The following is a 19,853-nucleotide window of genomic DNA, read 5'->3' as shown; positions in this document are numbered from 1 at the left end:
CCCGGCGCGGCCCCTCAGGAGGGACGGCGAGGCAACCCATGGGACAGGTGCGCAACGACTCGGACCACCCGGACTCCCCCACGCTCTCGCGCCGCGCGCTGCTCGGCGCGGGCGCCGCGGCGCTGGCCGCCACCGCGGCGCAGTGGACGCCCCTCGGGCGTATCGCCGCCGCGAGCGCGGCGACGACGATCCCCGCTCCGCCGCAGTTCCCGGCAGGGATCGCGCTCTACCAGCAGACCTTCCAGAACTGGTCGGAGGAGGTCGTCGTCGAGGGGCTGTGGAGCGCCTCGCCGGCCTCCGCCGCCGACGTGGTGACTCTCGCCAACTGGGCCCACGCCAACGGCTGGCGGCTGCGGCCCCGCGGCGGCGGCTACAGCTGGTCACCGCTGGTCGCCCCGGCCGGCACCCCGGCGAACGTGCTGCTCGTCGACACGACGACCCATCTGACCGGCATCAGCGTGAACGCGACCGGCGCCTCCTCCGGCCAGGCCAGCGTCACCGTCCAACCCGGCGCGACGATGGACAACGTGCTGGGCACGCTCAAGTCGGCCGGTCTCGGCCTGACCGGCTTCCCCGTCCTCGGCGCGGCGACGGTCGGCGGCGTGCTGGCGACCGGCGGGCGCGGCACCGGCGTGCCCGCGGTGGGCGAGACCCGGCTGCCGGGACACACCTACGGCTCGGTCAGCAACCTGATCACCAGCCTCACCGCCGTCGTCTGGGACCCGGCTCAGGGCGCCTACGCACTGCGCACCTTCCAGCGCACCGACTCGCAGATCCAGGCGCTGCTGGTCAACCTCGGGCGGGTGCTGGTCACCGAGGCGACCCTGCGGGTGGGCCCGGACCAGCGTCTGCGCTGCCAGAGCTGGTTCAACGTGGCCGCCACCGATCTGTTCGCCCCGCCGGCCTCGGCCGGGTCCAAGTCGCTGGCCTCCTACGTCGACCAGTGCGGGCGGGTGGTCTGCATCTGGTTCCCCTTCACCAGCTCGCCCTGGCTGCGGCTGTTCACCCCGACCCCGAATCAGCCGTGGGTGTCCCGGGCGGTGACCGGTCCGTACGACTTCACCTTCAACGACATCGTCCCGAAGAACGTCTCGGACCTGCTCTCCCAGATCGTCGCCGGTGACGCGGCGGCGACCCCGCAGTTCACCGCCGCGCAGATGGACGCGATCAGCGCCGGCCTGGTCGCCACCGGAACCTGGGACATCTGGGGCTGGTCCAGCGACGTCCTGCTCTACGTCCGCCCGACGACCCTGCGGATCACCTCGACCTGCTGCAACGTGGTGACGACCCGGGCCAACGTGCAGCGGGTGGTCAGCGACTTCTACGCCGAGTACAGCGCGAAGCTCGCCGCCTACGCCGCCCAGGGCCTCTACCCGATGAACGCCCCGTTGGAGATCCGGGTCACCGGCCTGGACCAGACCGGCGACTGCAACGTGCCGGGCGCCCTCGGCGCGCAGCTCTCGCCGCTGCGGCCCCGTACCGACCACCCGGAGTGGGACACGGCGGTCTGGTTCGACATGACCACGGTGCCGATCACGCCGGGCTGCCACCAGTTCACGGGCGAGATGGAGGCGTGGTTCCGCTCGCACTACGCGGGCGTCGGCGCGGTCCACCACGAGTGGCCCAAGGAGTGGGCCAACAGCCCCTCGGGTGCCTGGACGGACACCACGGCGATCGGCAGCGCGATCCCGGCGTCCTTCACCGACGGCCAGGCCTCCGGTGACGGCTGGAACGCGGCGGTGGCGACGCTCACCGCACTCGACCCCGGGGGCGTCTTCGGCAGCCCGTTCCTGGACCAGGTGCTGGTGCCGATGGCTTGAACCATGGCTGAAACCGCTCTTGCGTTCACGCGGAAGCGGCAAATCCACCCTTAGCGAGGCGACCTGGTGCGGGTGCGCGGCATCTCCACGGGCAGCGCACGGCTTCTCCGCACCCGGGTCGCTGAACAGCAGGTTTGCTTGGGTAGAGTGCACGAATGCACGACTCCTCGCACTCCCCCATGACCCCCGCCGAGGCCGCGTCCCTGCGCGACGCGTCGCCGGTGGACGAGACCCTGCTGCAGCGCATCCGTGCCGCTCTGGTCGCCAGGGACGCCGTCGCCGACACGCCTGCCACCGAGGCGGCAGAGGCCCCGAACGAGGCTCCGAACGAGGCCCCGGCGGAGGCTTCGTCGGACGCCGCCGAGGAGACGGTCGAAGCAACCGCCGAAAAGGCGATCGAAGAGGACGCCGACCAGGACGCCGAAGAGGCGAAGGACGGCGAGAACGAGGACGCCGAGGAGTGAGCCGGGGCGGTCCGGGTCCGCTCTTCGGATCGTCCGACCGTCAACTCCATCCGGGTGAGGTTCACCCGTGTCGCACGGTCGTTTGCCCCCGGCCGACCAGCAAGATTTGACCGATTCCTCGCTTTGCTCCGTTCTTTCTCCTGAGAGGTCTAGGTCATGATCCGTCGTCTTGGAACCGTGCTGGCGGGCGGGCTGCTGCTGACCATCGTCGGCCTGACGACCCTGCCCACCACGGCGTCCGCCGACTCGGGCGACAACCGCTCGCAGTCGCAGACGTACGTCTGCAACGTCGGCGACTCCGACTCCACCGCCACGGTCCAGACCACGGACATCGACGGCGCCTCGGCCGTCATGCCGTCGTTCCTGGGCATGCGCCTGACCAACTGCCACCTGGCATCCTGACCGGCCGGCCGGTCGCAGCGGCGGACCGCGTCAGGGCGCCCAGACGCGGTCCGCGTAGGCCAGGAAGTTGCCACCCATGATCTTGGCGATGCGCTCCTCGCCGTAGCCACGCTGCTCCAGCAGGCGGGCCAGGTCGCGGAACTGGTCCACTCCCCGCAGGTCCTCGACGAAGGGCAGGGTGTCGCTGCGCTCCCCGGCCGCGCCGACTCCGGCGCGGGCCCGCTCGGCGACCTGGTCCGCGAGCAGGACGCGGTAGGCGTCGAGGTCGTCGATGGCGGTGACCGGCCCGTCCGTGCCGATGCCCACGGCGTCCTCGCCGCAGACGTCGACCGCGTGCACGATGTGCTCCACCACGTCGGCGGCACCGGCGTGACCGGAGAGCGTGAGGAAGGGCATGAAGTAGACACCCACGAAGCCGCCACGCTCCGCGACCAGGCGCAGCTCCTCGTCGGTCTTGTTGCGCGGCAGGTCGGCCAGGGCCCGACAGCCGGTGTGGTTGATGGAGACCGGCTGCCGCGACACCCGAGCGGCCTCCAGGCAGGTGTTCTCACCGCTGTGGGACAGGTCGACCATCAGGCGGTGCTCGTTGAGCGCCTCGACGGTGGCACGCCCGAGATCGGTCAGGCCTCGGTTCTCCGGGGCCATCGATCCGTCGCCGAGATGGTTGGCCTGGTTGTAGGTCAGCTGGACGACACGGACGCCGCGCCGCGCGAACCGGCCCACCCGCTCGGCGATGACCTCGGGCTCCTCGCCGACCTGGACGGCGTTCTGGAATCCGTAGATCACGCCGACGCGCCCCTCGGCGTGGGCGCGCCGGATGTCGTCGGCCCGCACCACCTTGACCAGGTCGTCGGGGCGGGCCGCGATGATCTCGTCCCAGACGTCGAGCTCGCGCAGGGTGTGGGGGTAGGGCGGAAGGTCGCCCAGGGTGTACCCGAGGGTGATGTTGACGGCCGTCAGACCGGAGGCGTGCGCCTCGGCGAGAGCCCGCTCGTCGACGACGAGCTCCTCGCTGGTCTGCTGGAGCTGCGCGGCGGACTCCGGGACGGCGTTCGGGTTCTCCAGGCCGCCCAGGGCGTTGACGACCGGGAAGCCCAGCGTGCGGCGCCCGGGGCGTCCGGGGCTGGTGGCACTGCTGCTCGTGGTGCTCATACCGCGGGGGCTCCGTTCGCGAGGGTGGTGCCGGCCGTCGAGGCGGAGCGCCGTTCGGCGTCGAACTCGGCGCGGTCGTACCGCCGTCCGCGCTTGACGACGTGGACGACGCTGCGCAGGGCGGCCAGGGAGTGGGCCGGGTCCTCGTCGAGGACCACGAAGTCGGCCTGCTTGCCGGGCTCGACGGTGCCGAGGCGCTCCTGGGCACCGAGGCTGAGCGCGCCGCCGTGGCTGGCGCAGCGCAGCGCCTCGACGGGGGTGAGCCCGCAGCGGTCGACGAAGTAGTCGAGCTCGTCGAAGAGCGGGGGCCAGGGGTCGGTCGGATCCGGATCGCGGTCGGTGCCGGCGCAGACCGACACACCGGCGCGCAGAGCCTGCGTGGTCAGTGCGGCGTTGAGCCCGTCGAGCTCGGCGGCGCGGGCGCGGCTCTCCTTGTCGGCCGCCTCGCGGCCCAGCGTCGCCCACAGGCTCGCCGTGGCGTCCAGGACCGTGCCGCGGCGGCGCATCTCGGCGAGGAGGAGACCGAGCTCGGCGTCGTCCGCGCCGGCGAACCGGGCGAAGTCGACGGGGGGCTTGTCCTGGTACGTGGTCAGCGGGCGGTCGGCGGCCTCGTGGACGAGCAGGTGCGCGTGCGAGACCGAGTCGACTCCGGCGGCGACGACCTGGCCGGGAGTGGCCGGGAAGACGGCGGCGTGGGCCCAGACGGCCAGGCCCTGGCGGTGTGCCTCGGCGGTGATCGCGGCGACGAGCTCGCCGGGCAGGTTGGCGTAGATCTTGACGGCGGTGGCGTAGGTGCCGCGGGCCATCGCGACGGCGAGGGGCAGGTCCGTCTCGGCGGTGATCGCCTGCATCCACGGGACCTCACCCGGGGTCGCGCCCTGGGAGACCTGCCAGGTGCGCGGGTCGGCGAAGAAGCTGGGACCGGCCATCAGCGCGGCGTAGTGAATGTCCGGGGCGGCCAGCTCGCCGACCAGCGCGGCGCGGGCGATGTCCGCGACCTGACGCAGGTCGTCGGCCATGTCCCGGGTGGCGGTGACGCCCCCGAAGAAGTCGCGCCGCAGGGTGGCCTCGGCCAGGGGGCGGTCGGGCGGGGTGGCGATGTGCTGGTGGGCGTCGATCAGACCGGGGATGACGTGCCGCCCGCCCAGGTCGAGGACCTCGACGCCGTCGAGGTCGGCCGCGGTGAACTGCGCGTCCGGTGCCACCCGCGCGATCGTCCCCTCCACGACCAGGATCGTGACGCCGGCGCGGGCGGGCGCGCCCGTGCCGTCCAGGAGCGTGGCGCCGCGGTATGCGACCTGCATGGCCTCCCCTTCCAGTTCCGGTTGTCCACAGACTCGATCGAGTGACTGCTGCATCAAGACTGTTGCATCAGCTGAAACATCTGGTTCAATACTTGCAACAGTGGTTCACACCCTAACGGACCCCTCCGACAACCGGACAGTCCGCCGCGACCCGAAAGGAGCGCCGTGCCCGCGTCCTCCAGCTCCGCCGTCGACAAGGCGCTCGACCTGATCGAGGCCGTCGCCGGCTCGGACCGTCCGCTGCGCCTGGCCGAGATCGCGGACCGGGTGGGGCTGCACCGCGGCACCGCCTACCGCGTCCTGGTGGACCTCGTCCGCCGCGGCTGGGTGATGCGCGTGGGCGACCACTACCTGCCCGGGACGGCGGTGTTGCGGCTCTCCCGCTCGGCCGCCGCGACGTCGCTCGCGGGCGTCTCCCGGCCGGTGCTGGAGGAGCTCGCCCAGGGCACGGGCATGATGGTGAACCTCCAGGTCCTGGCCGCGGATCGGGCCAGGGTGGTGGACGTGGTCCGGCCGAACCGGCTGGAGATGATCAGCGATCTGCGCGACGAGCTGCTGCCCGTCCACCGTTTCGCGGGCCCACTGGCCCTGGTGGCCGCCCTCGCCCCGGAGGCCCGGGCCCCCTACCTCGGCCCGGCCCGGGCGGACGGTTACCAGATGGAGGGGCCCGACGGGCTCCTCGACGCGCTGGACCGCGCCGCGGCGACCGGCTTCGCCGTCCAACGCGGGCGCGCCGAGCGGCTCATCGCCTCGGTCGGTCGGGCGGTCCGACCGACTCCCGACGCGCCGCCGGTCTGCGCGATCACCCTGGTCGGGCCGGTGGGCGAATTCGACGACGAGGGGCTGACGGCGCTGGAGCGCCGGCTGCGGGAGGCCACCGACCGCCTGGGTGACGAGTTGCTGCGGCTGACCGCGCCGGGGGCGACAGCCACCCGGCTCGGGAGCGACGCCTCCGCCGAGGGGAACGCATGACCACCGAACCGTTCCTGGTCCTGGACCGCGCCCGCACCGAGGCGGCGCTCGCCGATGCCGGGGCGCTCGGTGCCGCGCTGACGCGCGCGCTGGTCTCGATCGCGCGCGGGGAGGCGTCGAGCCCGCCGCGGATCGCCGCACGGTCGCCGCACGGGCTGCTCGGCGCGATGCCCGGCCATGTCCCGGGGCTCGGTCTGGCCGCCAAGCTGATCACGGTGTTCCCGGACCCCGCGCGGCCCGGCCGCAGCAGTCACCGCGGCCTGGTGGCCCACTTCGACGAGCAGGACGGCCGCCTGCTCGCGATCCTGGACGCGGAACCGCTGACGGCGCTGCGCACCGCCGCCACGGCCACGCTCGCCCTGCGCGCACTGGCCCGCCGCGACACCCGCCGGATCGCCGTGATCGGCACCGGCACGCAGGCGGCCGCCCAGCTCGCCCTGCTGACGCGCGGCCCGGTCGGCCAGAGCGCCCCGAGAGCCGGTGGCGCCCCCGGTGACGTCGAGGTCGTGCTCGCGGGCCGGACGGCCGCTCAGGTCGCCACCTTGGCCGAGCGGTTCGGGGTGCGGGCGGCGGAGTCCATAGAGGCGGCGGTGCGTGGTGCGGACGCCGTGCTGTGCTGCACCGGCGCGCACGCCCCCGTGCTGCGACGCGAGTGGCTGGCCCCGGGGGCCCATGTCGGGTCCGTCGGCGGCTCGGAGGGTCCCGAGCTGGACGCCGGGACGATCCGCGACGCCTCCGTGTTCGCCGAGTGGCCAGGGGCGGCGGGCGCCGCGCCGCCCGCCGGCGCCCACGAGTTGCAGGGCCTTCCGCCCGAGCGGGTCACCCTGCTCGGCTCCGTCCTGGACGGCACCCACCCCGGTCGCCGTGACGACGCGGAGCTGACGGTCTTCAAGTCGACCGGACACGCTGCGTTGGACGTCGCCGCGGCCGCGGTCGCCTACGCGAGCGCACACCGGTCGGACACGGCCCCGGCCTGCGTCGGCGACTGAGGCGCCCACGCGCCCGGACAGGTCACGACCGCGACAGCACGCCCCGGGCGACATTGGGGAGTCGGGCGGTCTGGAACGCGGCGTACCCGCCGTTGCCCAGCAGCTGGAACTTGACGCCCTCGCGACCCGCCGGGCGCTCGTAGCCCTCGGGCTGGAAGCGCTGGTAGTGCTCGGCGGCCCGCTGGAAGAAGCGCGACCGCTCCGACCGTCCGAGGCAACCCGACAGGTTCAGCAGGAACAGGTACTGACGGACCATCCGGGTGAACAGGAACGGGACGGCGTCGACCCGGCCGTGCTCGGCGAGCAAGGCGAAGCTCTCCTCATAGCGGCCGAACACGTCGAACTGGCTGCCTTCGGGGCCGCCTGCGGGGTGGACGGTGTGCCGGCGGCGGAGTTGGACGCAGTCCCACTTGAGCACGCCCACGCTCGCGGCGTCGAGCATGAGCCGGTGCACGACGGGGATCTCCTCGTGCATGCCGTCGGGGAAGGCCACCCCGGTGGCGGTCCACAGCTCGCGGCGGATCAGGCGGTCCCAGATGTAGGCGGGGACGCCGAAGAGTTGCGGCTGCTCAACGGACGAGAACGGCTTGGCGTCCTGCACGGAGAGCACCTCGGCGGCCCCACCGGGCCAGGAGCGGCCGCGGTGCAGGCGGGTGTGCCCGAAGAGCAGCACGTCGGGGCTGTCCAGGGTGCGCACGCGGTCGGCCATCGCCTCGAGGATGCCGTCCCAGATCACGTGGTCGCTGTCGAGGAAGAGCAGGTAGCTCCCTCTGGCCCGCTCGGCGCCCGCGTTGCGGAGGGCGCCGATTCCGGCGACGAAGTCCAGGCGCACGACGGTGACGCGGTCGTCGTCCGACTCCGCCGCTCCGATGACGCCGGAGGGGCAGTCAGGGGAGGCGTCGGCGACGACGATCACTTCGATGTCGCGGAAGCCCTGGGCGAGGACCGACTGGAGGCAGGTCGTCAGGCCTCCCTGGAGGTCGTGAGCGGCCACGATGACGCTGATGAGGGGTGAGCTGAACACGACACCGGAACCTAAGGCTCCGTCGCCATGGCACACAAGATCCTTACCGGGCGGTCAGCTGCATCGTTATGCAAGCTCCCACAAACCTCCACATGGGCAGCAACTCCCTCACTCGGCCGTCCTGCGCCGCCGAAGCGCGGCGATGCGCGCATTGTGCATTGTGCACGCGATATGTACTGTGCATATCTCTCCCATTCGCACCGCCGCACCTCATCGCAAGGAGAACCGCATGGACGGCTCACAGCCGGCACCCCGCCCGGGCGTCGTCGTCGGTGTGCTGGCAGTCGCAGGCATCGTCGCCTCGCTGATGCAGACGCTGATCGTGCCGCTGATCGGCGAGTTGCCGACACTGCTGCACACCACCGCCGGCAACGCCTCCTGGGCGGTCACCGCCACGCTGCTGGCCGCCGCCGTCACGACCCCCGCGATCGGACGCCTGGCCGACCTCCACGGCAAGAAGCGCATGCTCATCGCATGCACCGTCCCGCTGATCGCGGGCTCCGTGGTCTGCGCGACGGCCGGCTCGCTGGCCGCCATGATCGTCGGACGCGGCCTGCAGGGCATCGGCGCGGGCATGGTCCCGATCGGCATCAGCATCCTGCGCGACCTGCTGCCGCCGGAGCGCCTCGGCTCCGCGATCGCTCTGATCAGCTCCTCCCTCGGCATCGGCGGCGCACTCGGCCTGCCGATCTCGGCCGCCGTGGCCCAGCACGCCAACTGGCACGTCCTGTTCTGGGCCGCCGCCGCCCTGAGCCTCCTCGTCGCCGCCCTGGTCTGGACGCTGATCCCGGCCGTGCCGCCGCGCGCCACCGGCAGCTTCGACCTGCCCGGCGCGCTCGGCCTCGGCACCGGCTTGGTCTGCCTGCTGCTCGCCATCTCCAAGGGCGCCGACTGGGGCTGGACCAGCGGCACCACCCTCGGGCTGCTCGCGACCGCGGTCGTCGTGCTGCTCGGGTGGGGCTGGTGGGAGCTGCGCTCGACGTCCCCGCTGGTGGATCTGCGGGTCACCGCGCGCGGCCAGGTGCTGCTGACCAACGCCGCGTCCGTCGTCGTCGGCTTCGCCATGTACGCCGCGGCCCTGATCTCCCCTCAGCTGCTGCAGCTGCCCAAGGCCACCGGCTACGGCCTGGGCCAGTCCATGCAGGCCGCCGGTCTGTGGATGGCCCCGGCGGGCCTGATGATGATGCTCGTCTCCCCGCTCGGCGCCAAGCTCTCCGCCGCCCGCACCCCGAAGACGACGCTCGTCGTCGGCAGCCTCGTCATCGCCGCCGGCTACGGCTCGTCCCTTGCCCTGATGGGCTCGGTCTGGGGCCTGCTGGTCGTCTCGATCGTCACCAACAGCGGCGTGGCTCTCGCCTACGGCGCGATGCCGGCGCTCATCATGAGTGCCGTGCCGCTCTCCGAGACGGGCTCCGCCAACAGCTTCAACACCCTGATGCGCTCCATCGGGACCACGCTGTCCGCGGCGGTCGTCGGTGTCGTCCTGTCCCACATGACCACCCGGTTCGGCCCGTACTCCCTGCCGTCGCTGAACGGCTTCCGCACCGGCATGCTCATCGGATGCGGCGTGGCGGTCGTCGCGGCGGCGGTCGCCGCCTGCATCCCGCTGCGACGACCCACGCCCACCGCCGACGCCACCGACGCCACCGACGGGGCGAACGACCCGGCTCACGTCCCCGCCGAGGCCGGCGAGGCCCGCTGACCCACCGCACCCACCCGTGCGCACCGTTCGAAAGCTCGAAGGAGTAGCTCAATGATCACCACCGGATTCGAGGACCGCAGCGTCGTCGTCACCGGAGCCGGCTCCGGCATCGGCCGGGCCGCCGCCCTCGCCTTCGCCGGGCGCGGCGCCCGGGTCCTGGTCGCGGACCTGAACGCGGAGGCGGCCGAGCAGGTCGTCAAGGAGATCGCCGACGCGGGCGGCACCGCCGTCGCCGTCGTCGGCGACCTGAGCGACCAGCAGGTCGTGGACCGGGTCGTCGCCGGCGCGGTGGAGGCCTTCGGCGGCGTCGACGTGCTGGTCAACAACGCCGGGGTGATGGACCGGATGTCCGCACTCGGCGAGACCGACGACGCCGAGTGGGACCGCGTCATCAACGTGAACCTCACCGCACCGTTCCGCCTGACCCGCGCCGTCCTCCCGCACCTGCAGGCGGCCGGGCGCGGCGCGATCGTCTTCACCGCCTCCGAGGCCGGCCTGCGCGGCAGCGCGGCGGGCGCCGCCTACACCGCGTCCAAGCACGCGATCGTCGGCCTGGTGAAGAACCTCGCGGTCATGTACCGCGGCCAGGGCATCCGCACCAACGCCATCGCCCCGGGCCCGACCATGACGAACATCCAGGTCCAGGCCGACGCCGAGGCCCACGGCCCGAAGGTCGTCGGCGCGCTGATCGGCGCCACGATCGGCCGGATGGCCTCCCCGGAGGAGCAGGCCGCCGCGATCGTCTTCCTCGCCTCGGACGCGGCCGGCGACATCAACGGCGTGATCCTGCCGGTCGACGACGGCTGGTCGGCGGTCTGACCGCACCTCCGCCCCTCGACCGGGGCATGCGGCTCATCGCCTTCAGCCGCTAACCCCGGTCGAGCCAGGACGGCAGCTCCTCCGTCGCCTCGCGCCAGCGGGCAGGCACGCCTCCGGCGCCGACGCGCGCCGCGACGATCCCGCCGACGATCGCGCAGGTGGTGTCCACGTCGCCCCCGGCCGAGGCGCACGCCCACAGCGCGTCCTCGTAGCGGTCCAGATGCCGGGCCGCACACCACAGGGCGAACGGCACGGTGTCGGGGGCGCTGACCAGTCGGCCGTTGCCGAGGCGGTGGGCCGCGAACGCGGGGTGCGGTTGGGGCAGGAGGTCCAGCGCCTCCGCGAGACCGTCGCGCACGCGGCTGTGCGGTGTCAGTTGCAGGACCAGCCGCAGCAGTTCCTCCCCCGTTGCCGGCGCCCCGGACTCCCATGCCGCCACGGCCGCGGCAACGGCCACGGCGACGGCACCTGCGACGGCCTCGGGGTGCGTGTGCGTCACCCGTGCGGAGAGCTCGGCCTCCCGGACCGCGCGTGCGAGGTCGTCGCGGAACCAGGCTCCGAGCGGGGCGACCCGCATGGCGGCGCCGTTCCCCCACGACCCCTGCCCGTCGAACAGCCCTGCAGCAAGGGCGCGCCAGTCACCGCCCTCCTGCCGGACCAGGCGCAGCATGCGGTTGGTCGCGGGGCCGTAGCCGCGATCCACGTCGTGGCGCGCGGCGAACGAGCGCGCCAACGCGTCCTGATCCACGGTGTCGTGGCCACGCAGGACGTGGACGACGGAGCAGGCCATCTCGGTGTCGTCGGTCCACGGCCATGGCGGGGACGGGAGTCGGCGCGCCTGCAGCGCGCGGTGGTTGTCGGGCACGAAGAACTGGGCGCCGAAGGCGTCGCCGGCAGCGAGGCCGGTCAGTGAGTCCCGGGCGGCGGACAGGCGGGCTCGGGAGGTGCGGTCAGCGGTGGTCGGGTGGTCGTCGGTCATCGCCGGACAGCCTGCCCGCCACCGCCCGCGTCCGCGAGTCGATTTCGGGCGGCGGTGCGGTTCCCGGAATCGAGCCGTCCTGTCGCGTCAGCCCAACTGCCGAGTGGGCAGCCGCTCCTCGGTGACCGTGCCGGACGCGTCGGCCGTGACCCGGTAGGCCGCGGCGTGCGGGAGTGTGGCCACCGCCTCGGGGGCGGCGTCGGGGCGGAAGACCAGTGCGGCGCCGTCGTCGGCGGCGTGGCCGGTGCGGGGGCCCTTCGCCGCCCAGGCGTGGAAGAGCTCGCGGCGGCCCGGTTCGTCGTAGTGCGGGCACAGCCCGCCGGGGAGCAGGCCGAGGCCGTCCTCGAAGACGGCCAGATCACCGAAGGAGTCGGTGACGCCGCCCTCGAACCAGCACATCGCTCCGGCGCTCACCCCGGCCAGGACGACCCCCCGCGCGTGGGCCTCCGCGAGGATCGCGTCCGCGCCGTGCAGGCGCCAGACCGCCAGCATGTTGGCGGTGTTGCCCCCGCCCACGTAGAGGACGTCCTGCTCCAGGATTTGTGAGCGCAGGTCACCCGTGCGCCGGAACAGCGAGATGTCCTGCACGGAGCCCGCCCGCGCGCCGAAAGCTCGGTAGAAGCGCAGGAGGTAGTTCTCGCTCTCGCCGGAGGCGGTCCCGAGGAACGCGACCCGCGGCCGCGGGTTGCGGCGCCGCGCCTCCTCCAGGACGAGGTCGTCCAGCCACGGCGTGCTCTCCATCGAGAACCCGCCGCCGCCCATGGCGATGACCGTCATCGTGTCCCCCTCCATCCGATGATCATGACGGGCCAGGCTGCCATCTCCGTGTCACCCCGGCAAGTGAGCGGGCGCGGTCAGGGACGCCGACGGGCCCTCGCCACGAGGCCGACGGCGAGCGGTACCAGCACCAGGGCGGCGGCCAGGCCGAGCATCACGCACCAGGCCCGCAGCAGCACGAAGCACGCGACCGCCACGACGATCACGAGCACGCGCCACGCTCCACGCGCCCGACCTCGCCGCGGCGGGCCGGATCCCGATGAGGTCCTCACACCCTCGACGGTACGACCGAAGTGCCCTGACGGGGCGGGGCGCGTCGGTCGCCAACCCGGTGGGCCGGGCTTCACGCGGGCTTGACGGGCGCTCCTGCACACTGGCCGCAACGGGTGAGTCAGTGGGAGGGCCGGATGCAGGAGGACGACTGGGACGCGGTCGTCCTGGACGAGGGGTTCGTCCGGGGCGCGGCGGAGCGTGAGCCGTCGGCGCGGGCGCGGATGCTGGCCGCCCGGTGGCGGCGGGAGGCGCCGGCGCCGCAGCCGTGGCGGTCGGACAAGCCGCCGGCGGGCTGGTTCTTCAGTCGGCGCAAGCGCCGCTGGTGACCGGGTCCACCGGGGCTCGGCCGAGGCTCATGCTCAGGCTCGGGCGCCGGTGACGAGTCGTTCGCGGTGGAACATGGCGGCCACCAACCGCCAGGCGATCAGATCGATCACGAGCAGGCCGGCGCCCAGGCCGACGGCGAGTCCGACGCTCGGCTGGATGACGTCGAAGCCGATCAGCGCGATCACCGCCACCGGCGGCAGGCTGGCCAGCGAGCCCAACTGCTGGGCGACGCGGACGTCGCTGGTGCGGGTGGAGATGGCGATGGCCGCCCAGATCGCCCAGCCCGCCACCACCGGGGTGAACAGGAGCTGGGTGAGGACCCGCGAGGGCTCGAAGATGTCATGGGCGATGTTGGGGTGGGCGAACAGCCCGACGGCGCCCAGGAAGACGCCGTACATGACGTAGGCGATCACCACGGTGGGCAGGAACGCGGCGAGCGCCTTGCCGAGCAGGAACTCGGCCGGGCGGATCGGGGTGGTCAGCACCGGTTCGAGGGTGCCCTGTTCGCGTTCGCCGACCACGGCGTAGGAGGCGACCACCGCCGGGATCAGCGCGGGGATCAGCATGAGTTCCAGCGTGGAGACCCCGACGAGGGCGTCGAGTTTCCCCGCCGGTGCGTCCGCGGGGAGCTTGAAGACGGAGATCACCGGCTCGATCATGAACAGAAGCGGCAGCACCGCCATCGTGGTCGCGATGAAGCGGTTGCGCCGGAAGTCGTTGACCTCCTTGCGCACCAGGGCCCGGATCCTCGTCCAACTGAGCTTCTGGTCGGTCGTCATCGCGCCTGTGCCTCCACGTCCTCGTCGATGAGCTGGAGGTAGACGTCCTCCAAGGAGTGCCGCGAGGGGGTCAGCGCCAGCAGGTCGGCTCCGGCGCCGATCACTGCGCGGGCGACGGCCGGTGCGGCGAGGTCCGGGTCGGTGACGGCCAGGACGTAGCCCTGCTCGCTCGCGTGCCAGCCCTCGACGCCGGGCAGGCCGACCAGGACGCGGTCGGGATCGGCCAGCGGGGCGGCCGTGGCGACCTGCAGGGTCTTGGCGAACAGGCGCTCGCGCAGCTCGTCGGGACGACCGATGGTGCGCAGCGTGGTGTTCATGATGCCCACGCGGTCGCACAGCGCCTCCGCCTCGGCGAGGCGGTGCGTGGTCAGGAAGATGGTGACGCCGCGGCGGCGCAGGCCGTCGACGAGGTCGTGCACGTCGCGTGCGGCCAGCGGGTCGAGACCCGAGGTCGGCTCGTCCAGGAAGAGGATCTGCGGGTCGCTCAGCAGGGCGCGGGCCAGGCCGACGCGCTGACGCAGGCCCTTGGAGAGCGAGCGGCAGGGGTCGTCGGCGCGGTCGAGCAGGTTGACGGCCCGCAGCGCGCGCTCGATGCGCCCGCGCCGGTCGTCCAGCTCGTAGAGGCCGGCGAAGAAGTCCAGGTTCTCGGCGACGCTCAGGCGCAGGTACAGGCCGGGCTGCTCGGGCATGACGGCGATCCTGCTGCGGATGGCGACGCCGTTGGCCTCCGTCAGCGGCAGGCCCGCGACGGTGGCCGTGCCGGCGCTGGGCGCGAGCAGGGTGCCGAGCGTGCGGACGGTCGTGGTCTTGCCTGCCCCGTTCGGCCCGAGGAAGCCGAACACCTCGCCGTAGTCGACCGAGAAGGTCACGTCGGCGAACGCGGTGCGCTGCCCGAAGCGCTTGGTCAATCCGTCCACGACGATGGCGGGTCCGGTCGGGACCGCCCGGGTGCGCGTCGCGGCGCTGTCTGATTCAACGGTCACAATTAAAGTGATATCACTTTGTCGGCGGCAGGTCCATGGCCCGCCGTCAGCGATCAGCCCTCGGTCGGCCCCTCCTCCTCAACCGCAGCTCCTTCAGCCGCGGCCTCGTCGGCCGGGGCGCGCTTGGGCGGGCGGCCGCGCCGCGGCAGGGTACCGACGTTGCCCGGCAGCCGACCGGCGTCGGCGAGCGCGCGGCGCAGCAGCAGCTCGATCTGGGCCGTGGTGCTGCGCAGCTCGTCGCCGGCCCAGCGGGCCAGCGCGTCGTGCACCGCCGGATCGAGCCGCAGCAGGATGTTCTTGCGCTCCCCCACGGGGCGCCTACTGGTAGAGCGTGCCGGTGTTGACCACCGGCTGGGTCGCGGTCTCGCTGCACAGCACGACGAGCAGGTTGGACACCATGGCCGCCTTGCGCTCCTCGTCCAGGTCCACCAGATCCTCCTCGGCGAGTTGGTCCAGTGCCATGCGGACCATGCCGACGGCGCCCTCGACCACCCGGCGCCGCGCGTCGACCACGGCCTCGGCCTGCTGGCGGCGCAGCATCGCCTGCGCGATCTCGGGAGCATAGGAGAGCCGGGTGATCCGCGACTCCACCACCGCCACGCCACCCAGGGCCACCCGATCGGCGATCTCCGCGGACATCCGGGAGGTGATCTCCTCCGCGTTCTCCCGCAGCGAGAGCCGCTCCTCGCCGCGCGCGTCGTACGGGTACGCCCCGGCGACGTGCCGGACGGCCGTCTCGGCCTGCGTGGCCACGAAGGAGACGATGTTCTCGACGTCGTAGACGGACTTGGCCGTGTCGGCGACCTGCCAGACGACGACGGCGGCCATCTCGATCGGGTTGCCGTCCGCGTCGTTGACCTTGAGGGTCGCCGTCTCGTGGTTGCGGATCCGGGTCGAGACACGCTGCCGCCTGGTCAGCGGATTGACCCAGCGAAGCCCGGTCGTCCGCACCGTCCCGTCGTAGCGACCGAAGAGGGAGACCACCCGCGCCTGTCCGGGCGCGACCGCCACCAGGCCGGCGAGCACGAGCACCCCGACGAAGACCAGCACCCCACCGGCCGGCCGCGAGGTCGACAGCAACGCGACCCCGACACCGGCCACCGCCAACCCGACGGGCAGCATCACGGCCCCGGTCACGCTGCGCGCCACCCGCTCGCTGATCGCCCCTGCCCCGTCCATTCCGGCCCGCCTCGCTTCCACCGCCCGCCCGCGCGCTCGGATGCCGCGGGCCCCCATGGCGCCATTATAGAGATATCACTTAAATCGGGCGCGGGAGCCGGGCGGGCCGACTACTCCTCCAACAGCAGTCGCCCCGCCGAGCGCAGGCGCTCGTCCAGCTCGGCGCCCAGAGGCCTGTCGGCGATCGGCTGCACGAACCGGCCGGGCGCGGTGACGGCCCGGTCGAGCCGCTCCCGCAGCTGCTCCGGCGCCTCGCCCATCTCCGCGAGCAGCTCCAGCGCCCCGAGCGCCGTGTCGATGTCTCCCGACTGTCGCGTCACACCGACATGGAACAGCGCCTCCTCCACCAGCGCCGTGGCGACCGGGGTCGGGTGCGTGGGATCGCGGCTGATCCGCCAGTAGGCGACGGCGGCAGCAAGACGAGTCTTGCCCGAGTTGGCCGCGAGGCGGTCGCGGAGCACCGGAAGCAGCGGCAGCCCGACCGCGCCCAACCGGTGCACCTGTTCCAGCGCCCGGACCTCGTGGGAGACCTCGCCCGCCACGAGCTTGCCCACCAACGCCAGGGCCTGGTCACGAGCGCCCGCGCCGCCCTCCCGGAGGCCGTGGACCCCGTCCGGCATGGTCCGGTCGACCAGCCTGGCGACGGCGACGGCCGCGGCGACACGAAGACCGCCCGTCCTGTCCGGGCGCGTCGCCCTGCCGAGTGTCCGCAGCAGCCCGATGAGCTCCGGTGCGGTCGCCCGGTTCCCGCTCATCCGGATCCCGCCCAGTGCCTGGGCCGCGGCCTCCTTCACGGACCAGTGGCCGAGCAGGTCGGTGAGCTCGGGGACGAGCCGTGCGGCCGGCTCGGGCGCGAGCGCCTGGACCAGCTCGACGACCGCCTTCTGCTCGGCCAGGTATCGCGACCGCTCGTTCGGCCACCCGCCGGTGTCCTCGGGTGGGTTGCCGAGCACCTCTCTCGAGGCGTGCAGCAGCGCCGCGCCGATCTGCGGCAGGGCGTCGAGCCGACCGGCGAAGGGCACCAACGCGGAGGAGGGCAGCGCGAAACGCTCGCTCAGCACCCGCTCGTCGCCGAACCGCGCGAGAGACGTGAGCGCGGCATCCCTGACGTGGAGATCGGCGTGGTCGGTGCAGGACATCAGCGCCTCGCGCACCTGGGGCCCAGGATCGGCCAGCCGCCCGGCGGTACGGCCGAGAGCCACGATCCCGCGGTACAGCTCCTCCCGCTTCCCGGCCTGTCCGACGGCGGCGACCAGCAGCGGGACCACCTCCGCCTCGCGATCGCGCCAGACGTGGTCCACGGACTCGGCCAGCGACGACCCCCGCCGGTCCAGGTCTCCGCCCGCGATCCACCGCTCCGCCACGGCGAGGGCGGCATCGGGGTCCGAGGTCAGGGTGTCGATCGTCTGCCGGCGGCGGCCCGGCCCGCCGAGGAAGTGCGTGCGGTGGCCCGGCTCGTCGGCCTTCGCTCCGGTGGAGGCTATCTCGGCCAGCACATCCTCCGGGTAGGGCGGGCCGGAGCGGCGCAGGGCGGCGAGGGACGCGGTGAGCCGCACGGACGGTGAAGGGTCGCCGAGCGCTTCGCGCTCCCGCGCGAGTCCCCGCCCGGGGTCGGGGTCCAACCGCGCCAGTGCGCCGAACGCCGTCGCGCGGACCTCCTCCTCGTCGTCGTTCTCGCGCACGCCCCGCACCGCGTCGACGACCGCGGTGGGCACCGGCCCGCCCACCAGGGCGAGGAGGCGCAACAGCGCCAGACGCACCATCACATCCGGGTCCGCCAGGCAGGGCAGCAGCTCGGCTCCGGCCTCCCGCAGGACGGCGGCCACCGGCCCCGACAACGGGCTGGGCCGCTGGGTCTGCTCGGCCACCGTGGCCAGACCGAAGAGGACGTCCTCCCGACGCGACGGCAGGTGCAACGCCGTGTGCGCCAGGAAGGGGACGAGCTCCACGGCGATCGGGAAGGGCTTCGTGTCCCGCCAGTCGCAGCACAGGCAGCTCAGCAGATCACTGAGGGCGTCCTCGCTCGCCTCCCCCGGCTCCCCGTAGGTCGCGTAGACGGTGCGGAGGTACTGCGGGACCAGCTCGGCCTCGCCCATCGCGTCGGACAACGTTGCCCACTCGACACGGTCGACCTCTTCGGGCGGTCTCATGGCAGCAGACCCTAGCCGAGCGGGCCTTGGTGCGCTCTGGTCTTCTGACGCCGTACCGGAGCACGATGGCGACGGCCTCGTACGACGGCCCTGCTGCCCATCGAGATCCTTCCGCCCAGCGGGCGCACGAGCCGGGGCTGCTCACCCGGGGTCGACACCAGGCTCTCCGGAGCACCGTGGCCCCCGCGCCTGCGGCCGCTGGAGCCGCTGGAGCCGCACCAGGAGTGAGGGACAGAGGGACTGAGGGTCAAGGGGTCAAGGGGCCGAGGGGTCAAGGGGCCGAGGGACTGGTGGTCGCCAGGCTGTGGCTGCTGTCCGGGTCACACAGCCTGGCGACCGGTTCAGGGGCGGGGACGGATCTCAGTCCGTCTCGGGCCGCTGAGGCTCCGGGAGTTCGGGCGTGGCCCGGACCGGAGCCGCCGCCGAGGTCACCAGCAGTCGGTGGACCAGACGGGCGGCCGCGCGCGCGGTGCGCTGGTCGACGTCGAGCGACGGATTGAGCTCCGCCACGTCGACCAGGAGCGGTTTGCCGCTCGACGCGATCGCCGCGCAGACGCGTTCGACCGTCTCGATCGGCACGCCGTAGGCGGCCGGAGCGCTGACTCCCGGGGCCGCGGCGGCCGGGAGCACGTCGAGGTCGATCGTCAGGTGCACGACGTCGCAGCTCGCGAGGAACTCCTCGACGAACGCGTCCACCCGCTCGCGGTCGAGGGTGCCGCACTCGGTGTCGGTCAGGTACCGGACACCGAGGCGGTCGGCGGTGCGGAACAGCGTGGTGGTGTTGCTGGGCTGGCTGACGCCGAGAACCCAGTAGTTCAGCCGCCGACCGGCCGCCTGCTCGTCGCGGGCCATCTGCAGGAACGGCGTGCCGGAGCTGGGCACCGGCTCGTCGCGCAGGTCGAAGTGGGCGTCGAGGTTGAGCACGCCCAGCCGGGTGTCGTCGTCCAGCAGGCCGCTGCCGGTCAGCCCGAGATAGCTGCCGTAGGCGACCTCGTGGCCGCCGCCGAGGACGACGACGCGGTGGCCGTCGTCCAACAGGTCGGCGACCGCGCGTCCGAGTCGGGCGTGGCCGCCCTCCAGGTCACCGTCGGCGACCTCGATGTCGCCCGCGTCCAGGGCCCGCTGACGCGACGGCAGCGCCATCGACGCGAGGGCGGCGCGCAGCGCGCGCGGGCCGTCGGCCGCGCCGGGGCGGCCCTTGTTCCGGCGCACGCCCTCGTCGCTGCGGAAGCCGACGAACGCGACGTCACCGGCGGTGACGGCGGCGGGGTCGACGCTGACGACGTGGTGCCAGCGCAGGTGTTCGGCGCCGGGACCGTCGTCGCGGCCGGACCAGGCGGTCGGCGCGACGTCGACGGGGGCCGTGGCGACGGCGGGCATCACACGTCCCCTTCCCGCATGGGGATGCGGACGTCGAGGTTCTCGGCGACGTCGACGGCGTGGTCGTAGCCCGCGTCGACGTGGCGGATGACGCCCATGCCCGGGTCGTTGGTCAGCACCCGGCGGATCTTCTCGCCCGCCAGCTTCGTGCCGTCCGCGACCGTCACCTGACCGGCGTGGATCGAACGCCCGATGCCGACACCGCCACCGTGGTGGATCGACACCCACGACGCACCCGACGCCACGTTCACCATCGCGTTCAGCAGCGGCCAGTCCGCGATCGCGTCCGAGCCGTCGAGCATCGCCTCGGTCTCCCGGTACGGCGAGGCCACCGAACCGCAGTCCAGGTGGTCGCGGCCGATCACGATCGGCGCCGCC

At 73.2% G+C, this 19,853-nt stretch carries 20 protein-coding genes and 1 pseudogene; 8 read left to right on the top strand and 13 right to left on the bottom strand.

From position 1 onward, the window contains the following. Positions 1-38 precede the first annotated feature (38 nt). The 3 genes from BMY61_RS18265 (at position 39) to BMY61_RS18255 (ending at position 2,686) form a co-directional block, all read left to right on the top strand. Positions 39-1,820: a cholesterol oxidase substrate-binding domain-containing protein gene (locus BMY61_RS18265; protein WP_052439510.1), complete on the top strand. Its 1,782-nt coding sequence runs from the start codon at positions 39-41 to the stop codon at positions 1,818-1,820. Positions 1,821-1,975: 155 nt separating this feature from the next. Then, entirely contained in the window at positions 1,976-2,284 is a 309-nt protein-coding gene (locus BMY61_RS18260) for a hypothetical protein (RefSeq protein ID WP_042459923.1), read from the top strand. A gap of 156 nt (positions 2,285-2,440) precedes the next feature. Further along, a complete protein-coding gene (locus tag BMY61_RS18255; RefSeq protein WP_143094415.1) occupies positions 2,441-2,686 on the top strand; it encodes a hypothetical protein in 246 nt (81 codons plus the stop codon). A gap of 30 nt (positions 2,687-2,716) precedes the next feature. On the opposite strand, the gene BMY61_RS18250 is transcribed toward BMY61_RS18255, so the two are convergent. Both BMY61_RS18250 and BMY61_RS18245 read right to left on the bottom strand, forming a co-directional pair. Continuing rightward, positions 2,717-3,838 (bottom strand): dipeptidase, encoded by a 1,122-nt coding sequence (locus BMY61_RS18250; protein WP_052439509.1) that lies wholly within the window; start codon positions 3,836-3,838, stop codon positions 2,717-2,719. Further along, positions 3,835-5,142, bottom strand: coding sequence for an amidohydrolase family protein (locus BMY61_RS18245; RefSeq protein ID WP_063773405.1), 1,308 nt, complete (start codon positions 5,140-5,142; stop codon positions 3,835-3,837). The genes BMY61_RS18250 and BMY61_RS18245 overlap by 4 nt, the downstream gene beginning before the upstream one ends. A 165-nt stretch (positions 5,143-5,307) precedes the next feature. On the opposite strand from BMY61_RS18245, the gene BMY61_RS18240 reads away from it, so the two are divergent. Both BMY61_RS18240 and BMY61_RS18235 read left to right on the top strand, forming a co-directional pair. Further along, complete coding sequence (locus BMY61_RS18240; RefSeq protein WP_042459913.1) at positions 5,308-6,114, top strand: IclR family transcriptional regulator; 807 nt, start codon at positions 5,308-5,310, stop codon at positions 6,112-6,114. After that, positions 6,111-7,103 (top strand): hypothetical protein, encoded by a 993-nt coding sequence (locus BMY61_RS18235; protein ID WP_042459910.1) that lies wholly within the window; start codon positions 6,111-6,113, stop codon positions 7,101-7,103. Before BMY61_RS18240 ends, BMY61_RS18235 begins: the two co-directional genes overlap by 4 nt. Positions 7,104-7,125: 22 nt before the next feature. Here BMY61_RS18235 and BMY61_RS18230 read toward each other — a convergent pair whose 3' ends face one another. Continuing rightward, positions 7,126-8,127, bottom strand: a complete 1,002-nt coding sequence (locus tag BMY61_RS18230) for a glycosyltransferase family 2 protein (protein WP_042459907.1) — start codon at positions 8,125-8,127, stop codon at positions 7,126-7,128. Positions 8,128-8,356: 229 nt separating this feature from the next. On the opposite strand from BMY61_RS18230, the gene BMY61_RS18225 reads away from it, so the two are divergent. Then, positions 8,357-9,829: an MFS transporter gene (locus tag BMY61_RS18225; protein WP_042459904.1), complete on the top strand. Its 1,473-nt coding sequence runs from the start codon at positions 8,357-8,359 to the stop codon at positions 9,827-9,829. Positions 9,830-9,880: 51 nt separating this feature from the next. Further along, entirely contained in the window at positions 9,881-10,648 is a 768-nt protein-coding gene (locus BMY61_RS18220; RefSeq protein ID WP_042459901.1) for an SDR family NAD(P)-dependent oxidoreductase, read from the top strand. Positions 10,649-10,697: 49 nt separating this feature from the next. Here the strand turns inward: BMY61_RS18220 and BMY61_RS18215 are convergent, their stop codons facing one another. From BMY61_RS18215 to BMY61_RS48410, 3 genes are all read right to left on the bottom strand, one after another. Continuing rightward, complete coding sequence (locus tag BMY61_RS18215) at positions 10,698-11,627, bottom strand: ADP-ribosylglycohydrolase family protein (RefSeq protein ID WP_042459899.1); 930 nt, start codon at positions 11,625-11,627, stop codon at positions 10,698-10,700. An 87-nt stretch (positions 11,628-11,714) separates the two neighbouring features. Then, positions 11,715-12,419: a Type 1 glutamine amidotransferase-like domain-containing protein gene (locus BMY61_RS18210; protein WP_042459896.1), complete on the bottom strand. Its 705-nt coding sequence runs from the start codon at positions 12,417-12,419 to the stop codon at positions 11,715-11,717. A gap of 62 nt (positions 12,420-12,481) precedes the next feature. Further along, positions 12,482-12,616: a hypothetical protein gene (locus BMY61_RS48410; RefSeq protein ID WP_269083996.1), complete on the bottom strand. Its 135-nt coding sequence runs from the start codon at positions 12,614-12,616 to the stop codon at positions 12,482-12,484. Between the two features lie 195 nt (positions 12,617-12,811). Here BMY61_RS48410 and BMY61_RS18205 point away from each other — a divergent pair, with 195 nt between their 5' ends. Beyond that, complete coding sequence (locus BMY61_RS18205) at positions 12,812-13,003, top strand: SGM_3592 family protein (RefSeq protein WP_042459893.1); 192 nt, start codon at positions 12,812-12,814, stop codon at positions 13,001-13,003. A 33-nt stretch (positions 13,004-13,036) separates the two neighbouring features. On the opposite strand, the gene BMY61_RS18200 is transcribed toward BMY61_RS18205, so the two are convergent. From BMY61_RS18200 to BMY61_RS18170, 7 genes and pseudogenes are all read right to left on the bottom strand, one after another. Continuing rightward, the gene (locus BMY61_RS18200; RefSeq protein ID WP_042459891.1) at positions 13,037-13,783 is read right to left on the bottom strand and encodes an ABC transporter permease; all 747 of its coding nucleotides are present in this window, start codon (positions 13,781-13,783) and stop codon (positions 13,037-13,039) included. Continuing rightward, a complete protein-coding gene (locus BMY61_RS18195) occupies positions 13,780-14,766 on the bottom strand; it encodes an ABC transporter ATP-binding protein (protein WP_161791361.1) in 987 nt (328 codons plus the stop codon). The genes BMY61_RS18200 and BMY61_RS18195 overlap by 4 nt, the downstream gene beginning before the upstream one ends. A gap of 53 nt (positions 14,767-14,819) precedes the next feature. After that, positions 14,820-15,077 (bottom strand): type II toxin-antitoxin system antitoxin, encoded by a 258-nt coding sequence (locus tag BMY61_RS18190; protein WP_042459890.1) that lies wholly within the window; start codon positions 15,075-15,077, stop codon positions 14,820-14,822. Positions 15,078-15,084: 7 nt separating this feature from the next. After that, entirely contained in the window at positions 15,085-15,945 is an 861-nt protein-coding gene (locus BMY61_RS18185) for an SPFH domain-containing protein (protein ID WP_052439507.1), read from the bottom strand. A 110-nt stretch (positions 15,946-16,055) separates the two neighbouring features. Continuing rightward, entirely contained in the window at positions 16,056-18,095 is a 2,040-nt protein-coding gene (locus BMY61_RS18180) for a hypothetical protein (protein ID WP_143094414.1), read from the bottom strand. 360 nt (positions 18,096-18,455) lie between these two features. Continuing rightward, positions 18,456-19,475 (bottom strand): formimidoylglutamase, encoded by a 1,020-nt coding sequence (gene hutG / locus BMY61_RS18175; RefSeq protein ID WP_042459883.1) that lies wholly within the window; start codon positions 19,473-19,475, stop codon positions 18,456-18,458. Then, positions 19,475-19,853: pseudogene (locus BMY61_RS18170) on the bottom strand (urocanate hydratase); the annotation flags it as partial. The gene hutG and the pseudogene BMY61_RS18170, both read right to left, overlap by 1 nt.

This window comes from Streptacidiphilus jiangxiensis, from assembly GCF_900109465.1.
Classification (GTDB): domain Bacteria; phylum Actinomycetota; class Actinomycetes; order Streptomycetales; family Streptomycetaceae; genus Streptacidiphilus; species Streptacidiphilus jiangxiensis.
Note: the sequence above shows the minus strand (reverse complement) of the source record. Positions and strands in the feature narration are given on the sequence as shown.